This window comes from Neobacillus sp. FSL H8-0543, assembly GCF_038592905.1.
Classification (GTDB): Bacteria; Bacillota; Bacilli; order Bacillales; family Cytobacillaceae; genus Neobacillus.
In genome coordinates, this window is record NZ_CP151943.1 from 4497438 (window position 1) to 4515031 (window position 17594).

At 38.0% G+C, this 17594-nt stretch carries 19 protein-coding genes; 14 read left to right on the plus strand and 5 right to left on the minus strand.

Annotation, left to right across the window (positions count from 1 at the left end; all coding sequences use genetic code 11):
* Positions 1-87: 87 nt before the first annotated feature.
* The 9 genes from NSS81_RS22495 (at position 88) to NSS81_RS22535 (ending at position 8554) form a co-directional block, all read left to right on the plus strand.
* Positions 88-1023: a manganese-dependent inorganic pyrophosphatase gene (locus NSS81_RS22495; protein WP_342430845.1), complete on the plus strand. Its 936-nt coding sequence runs from the start codon at positions 88-90 to the stop codon at positions 1021-1023.
* Positions 1024-1328: 305 nt separating this feature from the next.
* The gene (locus NSS81_RS22500) at positions 1329-1742 is read left to right on the plus strand and encodes a MerR family transcriptional regulator (RefSeq protein WP_342430846.1); all 414 of its coding nucleotides are present in this window, start codon (positions 1329-1331) and stop codon (positions 1740-1742) included.
* Between the two features lie 73 nt (positions 1743-1815).
* Positions 1816-3129: a hemolysin family protein gene (locus NSS81_RS22505; RefSeq protein ID WP_342430847.1), complete on the plus strand. Its 1314-nt coding sequence runs from the start codon at positions 1816-1818 to the stop codon at positions 3127-3129.
* Positions 3130-3432: 303 nt separating this feature from the next.
* Positions 3433-5970 (plus strand): nitrate reductase catalytic subunit NapA, encoded by a 2538-nt coding sequence (gene napA / locus NSS81_RS22510; RefSeq protein ID WP_342430848.1) that lies wholly within the window; start codon positions 3433-3435, stop codon positions 5968-5970.
* Positions 5971-5986: 16 nt separating this feature from the next.
* On the plus strand, positions 5987-6391 hold the full coding sequence (locus tag NSS81_RS22515) for a nitrate reductase cytochrome c-type subunit (protein ID WP_342430849.1): 405 nt from the start codon (positions 5987-5989) through the stop codon (positions 6389-6391).
* Between the two features lie 62 nt (positions 6392-6453).
* A complete protein-coding gene (locus NSS81_RS22520; RefSeq protein WP_342430850.1) occupies positions 6454-6714 on the plus strand; it encodes a chaperone NapD in 261 nt (86 codons plus the stop codon).
* The gene (locus tag NSS81_RS22525; RefSeq protein WP_342430851.1) at positions 6714-7277 is read left to right on the plus strand and encodes a 4Fe-4S dicluster domain-containing protein; all 564 of its coding nucleotides are present in this window, start codon (positions 6714-6716) and stop codon (positions 7275-7277) included. Before NSS81_RS22520 ends, NSS81_RS22525 begins: the two co-directional genes overlap by 1 nt.
* Positions 7278-7440: 163 nt before the next feature.
* The gene (locus tag NSS81_RS22530) at positions 7441-7695 is read left to right on the plus strand and encodes a hypothetical protein (RefSeq protein ID WP_342430852.1); all 255 of its coding nucleotides are present in this window, start codon (positions 7441-7443) and stop codon (positions 7693-7695) included.
* 121 nt (positions 7696-7816) lie between these two features.
* The gene (locus tag NSS81_RS22535; RefSeq protein ID WP_342430853.1) at positions 7817-8554 is read left to right on the plus strand and encodes a protein-glutamine gamma-glutamyltransferase; all 738 of its coding nucleotides are present in this window, start codon (positions 7817-7819) and stop codon (positions 8552-8554) included.
* 559 nt (positions 8555-9113) lie between these two features.
* On the opposite strand, the gene NSS81_RS22540 is transcribed toward NSS81_RS22535, so the two are convergent.
* Entirely contained in the window at positions 9114-9275 is a 162-nt protein-coding gene (locus tag NSS81_RS22540) for a hypothetical protein (RefSeq protein ID WP_342430854.1), read from the minus strand.
* A 310-nt stretch (positions 9276-9585) separates the two neighbouring features.
* On the opposite strand from NSS81_RS22540, the gene NSS81_RS22545 reads away from it, so the two are divergent.
* The 3 genes from NSS81_RS22545 to NSS81_RS22555 all read left to right on the plus strand — a co-directional run bounded on the left by NSS81_RS22545 (position 9586) and on the right by NSS81_RS22555 (position 11498).
* Entirely contained in the window at positions 9586-10236 is a 651-nt protein-coding gene (locus NSS81_RS22545; RefSeq protein WP_342430855.1) for a TetR/AcrR family transcriptional regulator, read from the plus strand.
* Between the two features lie 81 nt (positions 10237-10317).
* Positions 10318-11001 (plus strand): GTP pyrophosphokinase family protein, encoded by a 684-nt coding sequence (locus NSS81_RS22550; protein ID WP_342434121.1) that lies wholly within the window; start codon positions 10318-10320, stop codon positions 10999-11001.
* Between the two features lie 155 nt (positions 11002-11156).
* Positions 11157-11498: a metal-sensitive transcriptional regulator gene (locus NSS81_RS22555; protein WP_342430856.1), complete on the plus strand. Its 342-nt coding sequence runs from the start codon at positions 11157-11159 to the stop codon at positions 11496-11498.
* Positions 11499-11579: 81 nt separating this feature from the next.
* Here NSS81_RS22555 and NSS81_RS22560 read toward each other — a convergent pair whose 3' ends face one another.
* A complete protein-coding gene (locus NSS81_RS22560; protein WP_342430857.1) occupies positions 11580-11954 on the minus strand; it encodes a nucleotide excision repair endonuclease in 375 nt (124 codons plus the stop codon).
* 376 nt (positions 11955-12330) lie between these two features.
* Between NSS81_RS22560 and NSS81_RS22565 the strand changes: the two genes are divergently transcribed.
* Entirely contained in the window at positions 12331-12825 is a 495-nt protein-coding gene (locus tag NSS81_RS22565) for a flavodoxin domain-containing protein (protein WP_342430858.1), read from the plus strand.
* A gap of 62 nt (positions 12826-12887) precedes the next feature.
* Here NSS81_RS22565 and NSS81_RS22570 read toward each other — a convergent pair whose 3' ends face one another.
* A complete protein-coding gene (locus NSS81_RS22570; RefSeq protein ID WP_342434122.1) occupies positions 12888-13565 on the minus strand; it encodes an SOS response-associated peptidase in 678 nt (225 codons plus the stop codon).
* Between the two features lie 205 nt (positions 13566-13770).
* On the opposite strand from NSS81_RS22570, the gene NSS81_RS22575 reads away from it, so the two are divergent.
* On the plus strand, positions 13771-14811 hold the full coding sequence (locus NSS81_RS22575; protein WP_342430859.1) for an ATP-grasp domain-containing protein: 1041 nt from the start codon (positions 13771-13773) through the stop codon (positions 14809-14811).
* 40 nt (positions 14812-14851) lie between these two features.
* Here NSS81_RS22575 and NSS81_RS22580 read toward each other — a convergent pair whose 3' ends face one another.
* Together NSS81_RS22580 and NSS81_RS22585 are read right to left on the minus strand one after the other, a co-directional pair.
* Complete coding sequence (locus NSS81_RS22580; protein ID WP_342430860.1) at positions 14852-16132, minus strand: MFS transporter; 1281 nt, start codon at positions 16130-16132, stop codon at positions 14852-14854.
* A gap of 26 nt (positions 16133-16158) precedes the next feature.
* The gene (locus NSS81_RS22585; protein WP_342430861.1) at positions 16159-17469 is read right to left on the minus strand and encodes an ectonucleotide pyrophosphatase/phosphodiesterase; all 1311 of its coding nucleotides are present in this window, start codon (positions 17467-17469) and stop codon (positions 16159-16161) included.
* Between the last annotated feature and the right edge of the window lie 125 nt (positions 17470-17594).

Below are 17594 nucleotides of genomic sequence, written 5' to 3' on the forward strand. Positions count from 1 at the left end.
TTGAAACCTCAATCGTATTACTATATAATTTCGGATAGGGTCATTATCTGATGTCCTACATAAATTTATACGATTGGGAGTAGTAAAATGGAAAAAGTACTTATTTTTGGCCACAAAAACCCTGATACAGATACAATTTGTTCAGCTATTGCATATGCAGATTTAAAAAAGCAACTTGGAATGGATGTAGAACCGATTCGTCTAGGACAAATTAATGGTGAGACGCAATATGCCCTTGACCATTTTCACGTAGAGGTTCCACGCTTAGTTGAAGCAGTTGCTGCAGAGGTACAATCTGTCATTTTAGTCGACCACAATGAACGTCAACAAAGTGCAAATGATATCACGAATGTTCGTGTGTTGGAAGTCATTGACCACCACCGAATCGCTAATTTTGAAACAAGCGATCCATTATATTACCGTTGCGAGCCAGTTGGCTGCACCGCAACTATTTTAAATAAAATGTATAAAGAGAATGGCAAGGAAATTCCAAATGAAATTGCCGGATTAATGCTATCTGCAATCATTTCAGACTCTTTATTATTTAAGTCCCCAACTTGTACGCCTGAAGATGTGGCTGCAGCACGTGAATTAGCAGAAATCGCTGGTGTTGATGCCGAGAGCTATGGTTTAGAAATGCTGAAGGCTGGCGCTGATTTAAGTGACAAAACAGTGGAGGATTTAATTTCTCTTGATGCCAAAGAATTTGAAATGGGTACAAGTAAAGTGGAAATTGCACAGGTGAATGCAGTTGATACTACTGAAGTTCTAGCTTTTCAAGCAGACTTGGAAGCAACAATTTCAAAGGTAATAGAAGAAAAGAATTTAGATCTTTTCTTGTTTGTAGTGACGGATATCCTTACAAACGATTCGGTCGGATTAGCTTTAGGAAGCAAAGCATATGCAGTAGAGAAAGCTTACAATGTTACCCTTGAAAATAACATAGCAACATTAAAGGGTGTAGTTTCCCGTAAAAAACAAATCGTTCCAGTGTTAACTGATATTTTTAACAAAGGTGTATAGTAAAAAGGACCGTTCAGATAATTATATTTGAACGGTCCTTTCTTTTGGCTGTGTAAAAGGTCATACTTAATTTGTTGATTGGAGCGGAAGGCGCGAGACTCCTGCGGGAGTACGGGGCTGGGGAGACCCCACAGGCGCTTTAGTGCCGAGGAGGCTCCCCGGCACGCCCGCTAAAAAGCGAAGTGCCTGGAGCGGAAATCAACAGGTTTAACAAACCCTTCTGTTACAAAACCAACACGTTGACTGTACGGTTTCTATTATGGTATATTTATAGAGTATGAGAAAGGGGTGAGTCTATTGGGAAGTTGTATAGAATTGGTGAGTTAGCAACTTTAATGAATGTTTCTAAAAGAAAGATTGATTATTACACCCAAATTGGCTTATTACACCCTGCTCGAACCGATTCTAATTACCGATTATACGGGGAAGAATGTGTTCAGACGTTGGAATTAGTTGAACACTATAAAAATCTTAATATGCCATTAGAGGAAATTAAAACATCCATTGAATTAATAAATTGTGATCAGTTGATAGATAATCAGAAGCTAGAGAAACATTGTGAACAAATTGGAACCATCCTGCAGCACCTAAAAGAGGAAATAAATGTGATGGAACCGATGCTTCAAAAATTAGATAATAACCAAAAAGAAATGCTGCTTACTAAACTTTCCACACAAAGCCAGACATTAGCCCTGACACTACTACAATTAATGGGCTAAATTATTCTTGGAAAAACTTGAAAACAACCAGGAGGTGTATTCCATACTTACTGTTTGGTAAGTATGGAGAATATTGATACTAACTAACTTGATCTTAATAGCAATGTTAATTGCCTTTACGGCATTTTTCGTATCCTACGAGTTTGCTATTGTAAAAGTCCGCGGCACGCGTATTGACCAGCTTGTTGCCGAGGGAAACAAAAACGCTATTGCAGCGAAAACAATCATCACAAATCTTGATGAATACTTATCAGCCTGTCAATTAGGTATTACCGTTACCGCATTAGGCTTAGGTTGGTTGGGTGAACCAACGGTTGAACGATTACTTCACCCATTATTCAATCAAATAAGTATGCCTGAGTCAGCTGCAAGTATTTTATCGTTTATTATTGCCTTTTCTTCGGTAACCTTTATTCACGTTGTTGTCGGGGAATTAGCTCCAAAAACTGTTGCCATTCAAAAAGCAGAAGCTGTTACGTTACTTATGGCAAGACCAATGATTATTTTTTACAAAATTATGTATCCCTTTATTAAGGTTTTAAACGGCTCAGCACGTGGGTTAGTAGGGATTTTTGGAATAAAGCCTGCTTCAGAACACGAAAACGCTCATTCAGAAGAAGAACTGCAATTAATCATATCCGAAAGCTATAAAAGTGGAGAAATTAATCAGTCTGAATATAAATATGTGAACAAAATATTTGAATTTGACGATCGCCTTGCAAAAGAAATTATGGTACCTCGGACAGAAATCGTTGCCTTTGATCAATCACTAACCCTTCAAGAATGTTTAGAAATTGTGAAACAAGAAAATTACACGAGATACCCGGTGATTGATGGTGAAAAGGATAACATTGTCGGTATGCTGAATATGAAAGAGGTATTAACGGAATACATCAGTGGTAAAAGTCTTGATACTTCCATTAGCGAATATGTCCGCCCGGTCATTCAGGTAATTGAATCAATTGCGATTCACGACTTATTAGTAAAAATGCAAAAGGATCGCGTTCATATGGCAATCTTAATGGATGAATACGGCGGTACAGCCGGATTAGTTACCGTAGAAGACATTCTTGAAGAGATTGTTGGGGAAATTCGGGATGAATTTGATGCAGATGAAGTACCTGAAATTAATAAAATTAATGAAAATAAAACCGTCGTCGATGGTAAGGTTCTCATTGATGAAATAAACGATCTTTTTGGCTTAGATATCGATGAATCCGAGATGGATACCATTGGTGGATGGATTTTATCAGAAAAAATGGATGTAGTCGAAGGTGATAGCGTTCAATATGGTAATTATGAATTTAAAGTACTTGAAATTGATGGCTATCATATTAAGCTTTTACAGATTGTAAACTTAATGAAACAGGAGTCCTTTGCCTCCTAATCCCTAACCCTCTTGTGTTTACAAGAGGGTTTTTATTTGTGCATATGTAAAATTTTTAAAAAAAGGAAAGTAATGTTGGCTAGGTACCCGCAAATTAGGTGCCTAGCTTTTTTGTTTAAGGGCGATTTTTACTATTAATCACGCTTTTATACAACTAAGTCAAAGTTGTGACAATTCAACAACGAAGTAAATGAATATTTTGAAAATGTTAAAGGAAACCATTTTTTTATTCTTAAAGCTAGATTACGATAAATATGTGTATTCTTTAACTCTAAACACCTTTTTTAAGGGAGGAAGATTAGCTTGGAATTAACACGGAGATCATTGCTTAAAGCAACAGCAGTATCATTGACAATGGCAGCAGCTGGGTGCAGTAAAAAAACAGATGAACAAGACAAAACAATTACTAAAGCAGCAAGTATTGAACCCGATGAATGGAAAACCTCTGTCTGTCGTTTTTGTGGAACAGGGTGCGGTATCCTGGTCGGGGTAAAGGATGGCAAGGTGATTGCCACAAAGGGTGATCCTGATAATCGTTCGAATAAAGGTCTTAACTGTATTAAAGGATATTATATCGGCAAAATTCTCTTTGGAAAAGATCGCTTAACGAAACCGCTTATTCGCGAGGATAAATCTAAAAAAGGCACGATGGATGGGTTTAGGGAAGCCACATGGGAAGAAGCCTTAGACTTAGTTGCCGGCAAACTAAAGGAAGCACATGTTGCCGATCCAAAATCGATTGCTTTTTGGGGTTCCGGACAACAGTCCATCATGGAGGGATATGCCTCCGTTAAACTTTGGAAGGCTGGATTGTTAAACAATAACATCGATCCAAATGCACGTCTTTGTATGGCAAGTGCTGTTACTGGGTTTATGACAACCTTCCAGTCAGATGAACCAATGGGATCCTATCGTGATCTGGATGAAGCGGATATTTATGTAACATGGGGAGCGAATATGGCCGAAATGCATCCCGTACTCTACTCGCGTCTAACTGCCCGCAAGCTAAAGGATAGTAAGGTAAAGCATTATGATCTAACAACAAGGCATTCCAGAACTTCGGAGTTAGCCGATGTTGTTATGGTATTTCGTCCACAATCCGATTTAGCCATTGCAAATGCAATTGCAAATTATTTAATTCAAAACAATCTGTATGACCAGAAATTTGTCGATGTTCATACACAGTTTAAAGCAGGGACTGAAAACCTTGGTCATACCTTTGATGATAATTATGAAGCCACTGAGGTAGGAAAAGTTGTCGATTTAGATTGGACGATCCCCTTTGAAGAATTTAAAACAAAGGTTTCCGAATATACCCTTGAAAAAGCTGAAGAACTATCAGGTGTACCAGCAAAGGATATCGAGGCGCTCGCAAAGGAATTTGCTGACCCAAATAAAAAAGTTTTATCACTTTGGACGATGGGCGTAAACCAACATACACGTGGGACATGGATGAACAATCTTATATACAATTTGCATCTGCTTACAGGAAAGATTTCACAGCCTGGGAATGGTCCGTTCTCATTAACAGGTCAGCCTAGTGCCTGTGGAACGGCTAGGGAAGTAGGCGTATTTTCTCACCGGTTACCAGCAGATTTGGTAGTTAAGAACCCAGAGCACCGCCGCTATTCAGAGTTAATTTGGAATCTACCAAAAGGTTATCTAGATCCAATTGAAGCTCCAGGATTTCATACGGTTAAAATGTTCCGTGAGTTAGGAAATGGAAAGGTAAAGTTTTTATGGAGTATGTCCAATAACTGGGCACAAACGATGCCAAAGCTTAATCGTTTCAGAGGGAAGGACGCGGATGGCAAGGGCGTTATCGATGGTTTCATTGTCGTATCAGAAGTCTATCCAACTCGTTCAACTGAGATGGCTGATGTTGTTTTTCCAGCTGCTATGTGGGTGGAACGGGAAGGACAATTTGGGAATGCAGAACGCAGGACCTCAATATTTGAGAAGTGTGTTGATGCTCCTGGTGAGGCAAAATGGGATTTATGGGCAATTGTACAAGTGGCCAAACGTGTTCTGGACAGTAAAATGATCGGTGATAAACCAGCCTTTGATGTTCTATTTGGGATGGTTTGGGATAAGGAAAAGAACGACATGATAGAGGACCAACATAAGGTAAATGGACTCCTTTGGGAGGAGTATCGTTCCTTTACAAATCCGCACGAAAGTAAAAGCAGTGAGATTCAGGAACTGGGTGCAAAATTAAAGTTAAAGGCTAAACAAATGGCACCGTATGATGAATACCTTAAACAGCATGGGATTTGCTGGCCGGTTCGGAACGTGAATGGGAAATGGCTTGAAACAAACTGGCGATATGTCCATGGTAAGCAAGAAGAGGGCTTTGATCAATATGGTGTAGAGGAACATGGAACGGCTGGAAACTATAAGAACATTGATTTCTATAAATCAACCGATCACAAACCAACGATTTTTTATCGTCCTTTTGAAGAAGCAGCAGAAGTTCCTGATACAGAGTATCCTTTCTGGTTATGCACGGGACGTGTTCTTGAGCATTGGCATAGCGGGTCAATGACTAGAAGAGTTCCAGAGCTTCATCGTGCTTTTCCAGAGGCACTTTGTGAAATACATCCTGACGATGCCAAGAATCTCGGTGTTAAAACGGGTGATATGGTGAAAGTAGTTTCACGTCGTGGAGAAGTAAAGATAAAGGCAACAACTGCGGGACGCGGCAACCCACCTAAAGGACTAATATATGTTCCATTTTTTGCCGAAGAAACACTTATTAATCTCGTAACGTTGGATTGTTATTGTCCTATTTCCAAACAGCCTGATTATAAAAAATGTGCGGTTAAAGTTGTAAAAGCATAATGGAGGTGTGAATTTTATGAAGACAAAAGAACTTGTTTTTCTCTTAGCATTTATAGTGGTGATATCAGTTGCCATAGGATCTACGCTATTGCACCAGTCCTATCAATCTGCTTCTTCAACGGAGAGTAGTAGCCAAACACCGCCTTTACTAGTTCAGCTTACTGAAGATGGAAGGGAAAATGCAGCAACAATGGGGCTTTTAAATGTACCTCCTATGCAGAATGTGACACATGTGAATCGTTGGAATCCTGAGCTTCATCATGAGAGTTGTCTGGCATGCCATGGCAAGGCGGGAACAGGGGCACCAACACCGCCAGCAGACCACTTTTATGACAATGATCCAAAAGGTACTGTATTTAGGGATAACTGTGTACAATGTCATGCCCAACAAAATGATACAAAGACTGCTTTCAACAATTAAATTACGTGGAATAGCCTGCTAGCTTTATAATGGCGGGCTTCCCTGCAACAGGAGGGATTAAGTTGGTAATTTCGGGAATATACGTGGAGACAATCCCAGGCCAAGCAGAATATGCAGCAAAAAAACTAGCACAATTGAATGGTGTGGAAGTACACCATGTACATGAAGACATAAAAGTAATCCTTACGTTAGAAACGGAGACGGTGGATCAAAGTTATCGGACAGCTGAAACGTTTAAAGCAATTGAGGGTGTACTTGCCATATGCCTAGCCTATACAAACTTTGAGGATGAGCCATTTTACCGTGAGGATGCTGGTGTATAATGACTGAGAAATTAAACAGAAGGGAATTTCTCTCGTTAAATTTCGAATCAACCATTGGTTTTTTAGGGAACTTTATTGCTCCGCAAATAGAAGTAGAACGGAATTTTTTTCGCCCGCCTGGTTCGTGTGACGAGTTGGAGTTTCTTACTTCATGTACAAGATGCGGGAAGTGTCGGGAAATATGTCCAGAACAAAGTATCCGTTTGTTTCCCATCAAAAGCGGGGCGAAGTTGGCGCAAACACCCTACCTTGATCCAAACAAATCACCCTGCACACTTTGCAAAAAGTGTATGGATGTGTGCCCAACCAACGCATTAAACAACACTGATTTTGATGCAAAGCCCAATCTCGGAGGATACGTGAAGGTCTTATCTGATAGCTGTTTGGGTTATCAAAATGTGATGTGTGATTATTGTGTTCGGTCATGTCCGGTCTCAGGAGCATTACAAATTGTAAATGGTATTCCTGCAGTTTCTAATGAAAATTGTACGGGTTGCGGAATTTGTGTTTCTAGCTGCATCGCAGAAGGAAGTGCACTAAAGGTAATAATGATAGAAAACTAATAGTAAAGTTTACTGAGCATTTTAAGGAGAATACTAACCTTAAAATGCTTTTTTATTTTTAACAAATGTGCTACCTAAGATAACCAAAAAGTGAAACACTATTAAACTGTAATCGTCTAATTAGAAAAGGGTCTACATCAATACATGAAAGAGTGTGATGCCAATGTTTTTCTTTTGGTTATTTCTAATTGGGATGGTCATACCATTCCTTTTGATAAAAATAAAATCCGGGTGGGCTGCTTGGGTTCCAGCAATTATCTTCGGCTCAATTACGATTATCTTGGCAGTGGTAATAAAATTTATACCAGCTGAGGGTATGATGGATTTGGGTCAAATTATCTATTTTATGATGTTTGGATCGGCCACCCTCGGCTCCCTAGTTGGGGGAGTAATTGTTCATTTTATCAAAAAGAAATAAACTCAAATGAAGTGCTAGGACCTTTTTGAAGGTACCTGGCATTTTGCTTTCATGACTCAAGCATCATATCAGTAAAAGTTACATATGGTTTAAAAATTCAATTTTTAAAAGGAGGCATAGGATGATCAAAATAGATGGGGTATTTGTAATACCTGAGAAACTCTTAAAGGAGATAACAGTTATTGAACAAAAGGCAATTGTTAAGCAAATGATAAGTTACGAAGTTGTTTATCCATACGATTCTGTAAATCAATTGAAATTTGAATTATTATTTAGAGTTAATACAATAAAAGCTGCAAAGCAACTGAATAAAAGTGGCGCAAAGTTTACAACATTTTCCTATTCGTTTAGTAACAAAAAATATTGGACTCGATTAATAAATGGGGGATTTCTTTTACGTGAGAACGCCTCACCTTCCATAGCAATATTAGACATTTTACAAAATGGATCACTCTATGCGTTTGAATGTTCTACAGCAATCGCCATTGTCTTATATATCGCCGTCCTTCATACTGTAGGTCCCAGTATCTTTAATAAACATTTCCAAAATCTCTATTTAAGGGATTGGCAATTTGATGAAGACCTCCCCGTGTATCAAAGCATAGGCGATGATTTTCTGATTGGAGATGTATTACATTTTAATAATCCGGATTTTGACCCTGAACAGCCGTGGTGGCGAGCCGAAAATGTTATATATTTTGGTGGTGACCGGTTTTATGGACATGGTGTAGATATAAGGAGTTCCAGTGAGATTATCAATTTTTTAAATAAAAAGAGGAAAAAGCAGTCTAAAGATTCCGCGTATCTTATGAGAATGATTACAAGACCACATTACCTTTCGTTATACTCGTTAAAATGAATGGACCTTAGGTTAATTGCTTAAATAGCAATTCTAATTGAAAAAAGGGGAACCAGCAAAAATTCCGGCTCCTCTTTTCTTCACTTTATATCAGCAGTGTAATCTCCTGTCTAAGTCTGCACTCATTCTCTGGCTTGCTATATATTCCAAATCTCTTCGTTTTTCCACCTGCATTCTTACGTCATGTTTTCTACTGTAAAGCTCATAACAGACTCCATGGGCACTCAGCATGGCTTTTTCCATCAAACTCGTGTAATTCATTTTTAAATGGATATGGATCTCCTCCGGTTTTAATCGCATGGGCGACTTATTGTAATGCAGTACCCATGTTAACATTCCAGTAATTTGAAAACAAATGCGAAAATTCAGTGTATCTAGCTGTGAGATAGTCTGACATCGAGTCTCGTAAATATAACTCGTTGATACGTAGAATATTAGCCATATCCTTCCTTTAAGAGGTTGTATCGTTAGTTACGCTGGATAAACAAAAGAAAACCCGCCACATTTTTACGGCAGGTTGTAAGAATTTATTAAAGAATTCTTCTGGTATGAGACCATTTTAATTAATTGGTTTATCTAACGTGAATTCAGCTTTGGGAAGTGTAATTATTTTTCCACCAATTTGCACGTGGACAGTATCTTTAAAAATGGCTTTTACTATTCCCTTTAATGAAATGGTTGAATTGACAGAGATATTTTTTGCATCAGACTGATTTGCCATATGAATCACACCTTCCAAAGTAATTAAAATTATTATATATCAAAAAAAATATAAAAAGCGAGTAAAAAGCATTCTGTTTTCACTATATTATTCTTAAAAACAATTTATTTTCCTGCTTTTTAAGAATAACATAAATTTTTCCCGTTCATGTTATATTCTCTTCATTGAAAAGGGGTGTGAACAATTGAATAAGGATATAACATGAACTCTAGGTCAAGTATTACATGGTAGTGTGTTGACTGTCAATGGAAACATGAACTATGGTTCAAATTAATCTGTTTTATGTTATAATAAGGTTGAGGTGAACGTAATGTCGGACCGTGAAGACCAACTTGTTGGTGAGTTTCCATTTACACCTATACAGGAACGGGCACAACAAAAAAGGAAGGCTTTGGTTGAAAGTGGACATGCCCTCTTTATTCTAAAAGGCTATGATCAAACAACGGCTAAGGAAATCGCCGCCAATGCAGGGGTAGCAACAGGTACCTTTTATCGGTACTTTTCGGATAAACGACAGCTTTTGATGTCGCTATTAGAGGATCAAATTGATGCCCTTTTGCCACCGGAGCCTAATTGGGCCACTTCAGATCCTGAAAGCTTGCTAGCATTACTATTAGAAACCCATGACAATCGGTTAAAAGAACTCGGTCTCCAGCGTGTCCTACCTGAGTTGTTGCATAAGGATTCTGAACTAGCTGATGTATTGGCAACGGCTAGGAGAAATATACATTCGAAAATACTTACGGGTTTAATCAAAGCGAGAGAAAAAGATCTTACTTGGAAAGATTTAGACTTAGATACAATTACATGGTCCATGATGCTTATAGCTGAGAATGTTCCCAATAAAGAGGCACACAGCGGGAAACAGGCTGATTATCATGAAGTAGCGAAAGTGATTTGTCGGATGATTTTCCCTCCTGAAGTGATGAAAAAACTTAAAGAAGACAAAAACGGAAAATAGAAAGGGCGTAACACCTTGGGGATTGAACAATTGGTTGATTTTAGAAACCTAAAAACCTTAAAAATTGAACTAACCAGATTTATGATGGCTTATAAGTTTGCTCTGGATGAAATGACGACAAAAATTAATATTCTTAAAGATGAGTTTAATTATATTCACGACTATAATCCAATAGAACACGTAAAATCACGGATAAAATCACCAGAGAGTATTTTTAAAAAAGTGCAAAGAAAAGGCATTGATTTTAATTTACAAAGTATTAAAGAAAATATTAAAGACATTGCTGGGATGAGAATAACCTGTTCCTTCAAAGATGATATTTATAAATTGAGCAGGATGATCGCGAACCAAAAGGATATTACCATTATTGAATACAAGGATTATATTAAACATCCAAAGCCAAATGGGTATCAAAGTTTGCATATGATTTTGGGGATACCGATATTCATGTCAGACCGTGAAGAAATAATATATGTGGAGGTACAAATTCGGACGATTGCTATGGACTTTTGGGCTAGTCTAGAACACAAAATTTATTATAAGTATAACAAAGAAGTACCACAAAAAATGCTTTCCGAATTAAAGGAAGCAGCGGATATGGCTGCACATTTAGACCGAAAAATGGAAGGTTTGCATAAGGAAATAACGGCAATGAAGCTAGCTGACGAGGCGGAGGAAGAGGGATTTTTAACCATTGGTAAAGAGAAGTTTAACTTACCGATGTTAGAAAACTTTATTGAAGGAAAGTTTAAAATTAAAAAGTAGTAATATTTTGAAAATAAAACAGGTTGCTGCACTTTACATAAAAGGAACTGGCGGAAAAAAATCTTCAGTTCTTTTTTATGTCAAATACATCACTTTATGTTATTACTTCTACTATACGGGGGTATGATATAATAATAAAAAAGGGGGAGAGTTCCATGTCTTTTACAAATGAAGAAGAAATAATGGATGATTCCTGTTGCACTGGAGAGTGCAGCCATCGAAAAAGTCACCATTCAGACAAAGTAAAAAATAACCTCGTCACACGATTAAATCGAGTGGAAGGCCAAATTCGCGGAATTAAGGGATTAATTGAAAAAGATACCTATTGTGATGATATCATTACCCAGATTTCAGCAACACAAGCTGCACTCAATAGTGTCGCCAAACTTTTGCTAGAGGGGCATTTAAAAACCTGTGTAGTGGAAAGAATTCAAGAAGGTGACATGGAAGTATTGGACGAAGTACTCATAACCATTCAAAAATTAATGAAGAAATAACGAAGGACGTACAAGTGTATGTTCTTTTTTTTGCAATAAAAAAGAGCGGGAATCGATTAATAGCCGCTCTTTGTTGAAGGTTTATTTAAAGAAAACCTTGTCAATATTGTATTTTGACTGAAGTGTATTAAGAATGTAAGTTTCGTAAATTTCTCTTTCCATCGGATCCTCTACTGTAAATACAGCAATCTTATAGATCTCGTCTCGATTGTTCTTCATCGGTGAAACGGTATCCTCAAAATGTTTTTTCACTCTCGGTCTTAGTTTCCTTGCTTTGCCTACAAATAATAAATCTTCCTCTTTATTGAAGAAAAGAATCATCCCGCCTTTATCCCTTGGGATCCGGTGATAATCTGTAAAGCCATAAACACTGCTGATTACGGATTCTACTTTCTCGCCTAACTGCAGCTTTTTTGTTATCACAATATCTGGATTTGGTATTTCAATTTTTATCATAAGAATCGCTCCTAATTATAGGCAATAGTTATTACCTTGTTTACTAAGAATTCATTATACCATAAGTAATTAGGAGAGCACCAACTAGGCCAGGGTTGTATGCAAAAAATGGTCCAGGATTACCTTGAATACTAATCAGATTAGCTGATTAAGGTGTTTAGATGAAAGAGGAAAGGTATTTTCCACAAATCAGAAACAAAAAATGTATAATTGTAGAAATATTGCCAATATTCCTCTGAGTTCAAAGGATTAATTGCTATATAATTAAGATATACGACAGCACAAGAACCCAGCCCGCAACTAGAGAATACTCTGACGGCTGGGTTTTATTAGTTTAAGATAGTAAAAATAATTTCCATGGAGGGTATGATGACGAATGAAAACATTAATAGTTTATTGCTCATCACATGGTACGACAGAAAAGGCTGTCCAGTTAATCAGTGAGTGGATGGAAGGAGAGGTTCTTGCTGTAGATTTAAAACGGGATAAAATCTCTTATGATGTCGGTGATTACGACTTCGTAATTATTGGTGGGTCTATCCATGCGGGGAGTATTCAAGGAAGGATTAAACATTTTATCGCCAAACACCATGATATTCTAATGACCAAAAAACTTGGTCTATTTCTCTGTTGTTGGCGGGATGGCAAAATAGCCATTGAACAATTCGAAGATGCTTTCCCTAAAGAACTAAGAGACATTGCTGTAGCAAATGGCATCTTCGGCGGGGAGTTTCTTATCAGTAAAATGAACTTCATTGAAAAACAGATTGTAAAAAAGGTTAGTGGAATTACGACGGAATCCTCTTACCTGGACACCACAGCTATCATGACCTTTGTTATGAAAATTAATGCGACACTTGCGCTTGTTTAAAAATATAGATGCCTGCCCCTGACAAGGAGATTCGTGTCTTTGGGGCAGGCATCTTTTTTAACTTAACAGATGCTCTGTATAAGCTCGATGGAATTGTTCTTGGGCGAGTTAACAAGTGAGCTAACTTCATAGGCATCCATTAAATTGGGGTCTAGCGGTTTTAATAGTTGATTGAGAGAATGGGTGTCAGTCAGAGAAGGATCTAGCCAAGTTCTTTCATCCTTAGGATTAAGGATAACAGGCATTCGGTCATGGATATCTTTAACCATTTCGTTTGCACTTGTCGTAATAACGGAGCAAGAAAAAATATCTTTGCCTTCGGGTGATTTCCATTTCTCCCAAAGACCCGCCATGGCAAACAAATCATCGGACTTAAGCTTAATCCTCATGGGAATTTTCGTTTTACTATCGATGCGTTTCCATTCGTAAAAGCTATCAGCAACGATAATACAACGCTTCTTTTGATAGGCATTTTTAAAGCTAGGCTTTTCTGTAAGTGTCTCGGAACGGGCATTAATCATTTTATAACCGATTGACATATCCTTAGCCCACGGCGGGATAAGCCCCCATCGTAAGAACCCCATCCTATTTTCCTTCCCATTATTAATAACAGCTATAACAGATTGGGATGGAGCCACATTATAACTAGGAAAATATTCCTCATCCTGCAAAAAAGACTCCACATCAAACCGATCCAAAAGCTCATCAATCGTCGCTGTCAAAGTAAAGCGACCGCACATAACCCTCACCATCCATTCATTACCACCATTCTAACAAATTCACACACAAAATAACAAAAACTTATCTCAAGTGTCCGCCTGAGGTGGACAAATAAGGGGATTTGTCTTTTTGTGGTGCCTGTCACCGTATAAAATTTAAATCTTAAGCGAATAATGAAGAAGGTCATAATTTTACACAACATGAAAGAGGATAGGTTGAGGATTTATGAGGATTTGGTTTAATCGCTGGTTTACGACGGTTTCGCATTATATAGATTTGATTCGTGCGAATCCTGAAGGAAGACGGTTCGTTATTTTTGGAACACATCCAAATAAGGATGCACTCTATTTACAGAATTGTGATTTTGCCTTCACAGAACCAGATATTTCTGGGAATGAATATATTGATTTTTGCTTAGAGTTTTGTCAGCAGCACAGGGTAGATATTTTTATTCCACGGAAGGAAAATGTTTTAATATCAAAAAGACTGAAGGATTTTCATGCGATTGGCGTGAAAGTTTTAGTTTGTCCGGACGCTGAATTAATGGAAACAATGGACAACAAGGCGGCTGCTTATGAATCCATACGATCAAAGGAAAGTGACAGAGAACCAATCGTGTCCATTCCTGATTATTATGTTGTCAACAAGCTAACTGATTTTAAGAGAGCTTACGAGTGTTTAAGAAGGAAAGGGCAGACGGTTTGTTTTAAACCTGTTATTGGTGAAGGGGCAAATGGTTTTCGAGTGATAAAGGAAAATATTGAAACCATCACACAGCTGTTTAACCAGGGTATAGGCTATCGAATCCCTTATCAACATGCTTGCGAAATACTAAGTCAGCAGGAGATCTTCCCTGATCTCATGGTTTTGGAATTTTTAGAGGGAGAAGAATTCAGCATTGATTGCTTAGCCTCTGAAGAGAAATTGTATGCCGCCATCCCGAGGATGAAAGGGGATGGAAGAGTAAGAGAGCTTGTTAACCATCACCAGCTTATTCAACTCGCCCATAGGTTTCATCAAAAATACAAACTACCCTATATCTTTAATATTCAAGTGAAATATAATAATGGTGTTCCGAAGCTTCTTGAAATCAACCCGCGGATGAGTGGGGGCATGCATTTTAGTTGCTTATCAGGAATTAACTTTCCATTTTTAGCGATAAAAATCCTGCTAGGAGAGGAAATCGGAGATTTGAAACCTAGCTTTGGAATAAGAGCGAGCCATATTGAAAAAGAAATCATCCTCCAAAAGGATGATTTTGCATAAAAAAAACAAACACCCAGGAACAATCCCGGGCGTTTGTTTTTTATTTTGGAATAGAATGGTTCACTTGTATTTTTCCAGTCGTTTCCGGTACACGAAGCAAAATTGCCCCACCAATGATAAACAGGATAACTAAGCTGAACACACCGCTATTCGTACTGCCTGTTAATTGCGCGGTAATACCGACTAAAAATGGTCCAAGGATGGACGCAAATTTATAAAAAATATTATAGAAACCAAAGAACTCGTTTGCGTGCTCTTTCGGAACTAGTTTCGCAAAATATGAACGACTTAGTGCCTGTATTCCGCCTTGGGAAGAGCCTACGAGCATGGCCAAAATCCAGAAATCTAAGGTCGTTTTTAAGAAATAAGCATAAATACAAATAATAATATAAATAAAAATACCAACTAAAAGCATCTTTTTCCCCGAGAATTTATCTGCCAGCTTACCATATAAAATTGCAAAAGGGGCCGCGATTACCTGGGTTGCAAATAAAATAATCAGTAAGTTTGTTGATGTAATACCAAGGTCTGTTCCATATGCAGTAGACATCGTAATAATCGTATGAACTCCATCAATATAAAAGAAATAGGCAATAAGAAATAAAAATAAAGGACGATAGGCCTTAATATGTTTAAAGGTTTGAATCATTCGTTTGAAACTGCTGGCAATTGGATTTGGGACACGTTCAACGTAGTATACTTGTTCTACATTGCGCAACATTGGAATCGTGAAGATTCCCCACCACAGAGCAGTAATAGCAAAGGCAATTTGACTTGCGACGGTGACAGATAATGGCAGTATACCTTTATCAGATAATAGAATAAGTGCAATACCGAGGATAAAAGGAATCGTACTGCCAATATAGCCCATTGCAAATCCTCGAGACGAAATCCGATTCATTCTTTCTTCACTGGTTACATCCACCAAAAAGGCATCATAGAAAATATTTGCGCCTCCAAATCCAATGACGGTGATAATATAACAGATTAAAAGCAGAAGCCATTGGTTACTGGGAACAGCAGCAAGCAGTGCCGTAAACACGATACCAAGAATAGCAAAAATGGTGAACAATCTTTTTTTATAACCTTTAAAATCCCCAATCGTCCCTAAAATTGGCGCAGAGATCGAAACAATCAGGGTTCCAAAGGAATTCGCATAACCTAAATAAGCTGTTGATGTTGAACCAGCCAGACCAGCCCCATTTGCAGCCGCTTTAAAGAATAATGGAAAAATGGCTGTTGTTATCAGAATGGAATACGCAGAATTCGCCCAATCATAAAACACCCAGCTCTTTTCTTGCTTTGACAATCGTCGGCTCATGAATTTCCCTCCTGCTAAATTTTGATTTATATAGTTAATAGCTCTTCAATGATTGTTCCATCTGTATCCCCAAGGTCTACACCTAAAATCCTTGCTAAAGTCGGGCCTTCATCAATAAGCCGAGCATAAGGAATGCGGACATTCTGGCGAATACCTTTTCCTGCTGCCATAAAAATGGTTTGGTAATTTTCTTTATTAGGAGAATAGCCATGGCATGCAAAGGTGTATTTTTTATTGGACGCAACATCTTTAGAGGAAATCTTTTTTTGATATTCTCCTTGATAATCCTCTAAAAAGAAATACCCTTTCCTTGCTTCAACCATAAAGGAACAATCACCGTCTGCACCCATTTCAGCCGCTTGCTCTCCTGTAAGGACTGTCTCAATCCCTGATTCGGGGTCCTCTTGCAATTCATCCAATAATTTTTTTACTTCATCTAATGTTGCTGCATCTTGATTATCTTTTAAATAAATATATGCAGATCCATCACAACTTTTACAATAGGCTTTCCAATTATTTATTTTTCCAGATCTATTTAAGGAAATTAGCTTTTGTTTTTGAAAAAGAACATTAGGATGAAGGGCAACCGATTCATCCAAGGCACTATGATCACCTAAAACAACAATGGTTGAATTTTCATTGATTCCACTCTCTTCTAGGGATGCAAGGATTCTTCCGAGTCGTTCATCATGACGATGAATCGCTTCCGTGGCTTCCTTAGATGAGAAACCATGGTAATGGCGTTGTGTGTCTAAATCAGTAAAGTGGACCATTAGTAAATTTGGTTTCTTTGTTTTTATCGTATGGATAGTAGATTCCAACACAAAATCATCCAATTCGGGCTGATTTAAACCGTTTCTTAAGGACCCAAAGCGTTTATTCAGATCCCATTGATAACTGGGACTGCCGCTAAAAAGGGAAACAAGTATTTGATGCTGCCATGGTCGATTGGCGAAAATCTCAGGTAAGTTATAGTCAATATTGGCTTTACCTGTAACGGGCCAAAGCAGTGCCGCTGTTGTGAGATTCGCCTTTTTGACTTCATCATATAAAGTAGTTCCTTTGATAGCACTTCTAAACCAATTCCAATCAGGTGAAGTTCTCCCAGGCTGCAGGAGCGTATTATTGATCACCCCGTGTTTATTGGGGTATTTTCCCGTCACAATTGTTGCATGACAGGGATAGGTGACGGAAGGATAAATCGTTTCTACCTTTTCGACCATTGAGCCCTGCTGGAGGATGGTTTGAAAATGCGGTAGTGATTGGATGATTGGTAAATCCAATGCTGATAAACAATCAAATGAAATTACAATTAAATGATCCGTGAGACGATTCATGAATACCTCCGAAAATATATGTATCTGTCATCTAATTGTACAATAAAAAAGAGAGAAGGAGGAAATATTTACAGAATCTTAAGACTAACAAGCCTGATCCCTTGAATTAATATTGCCGATGCTCT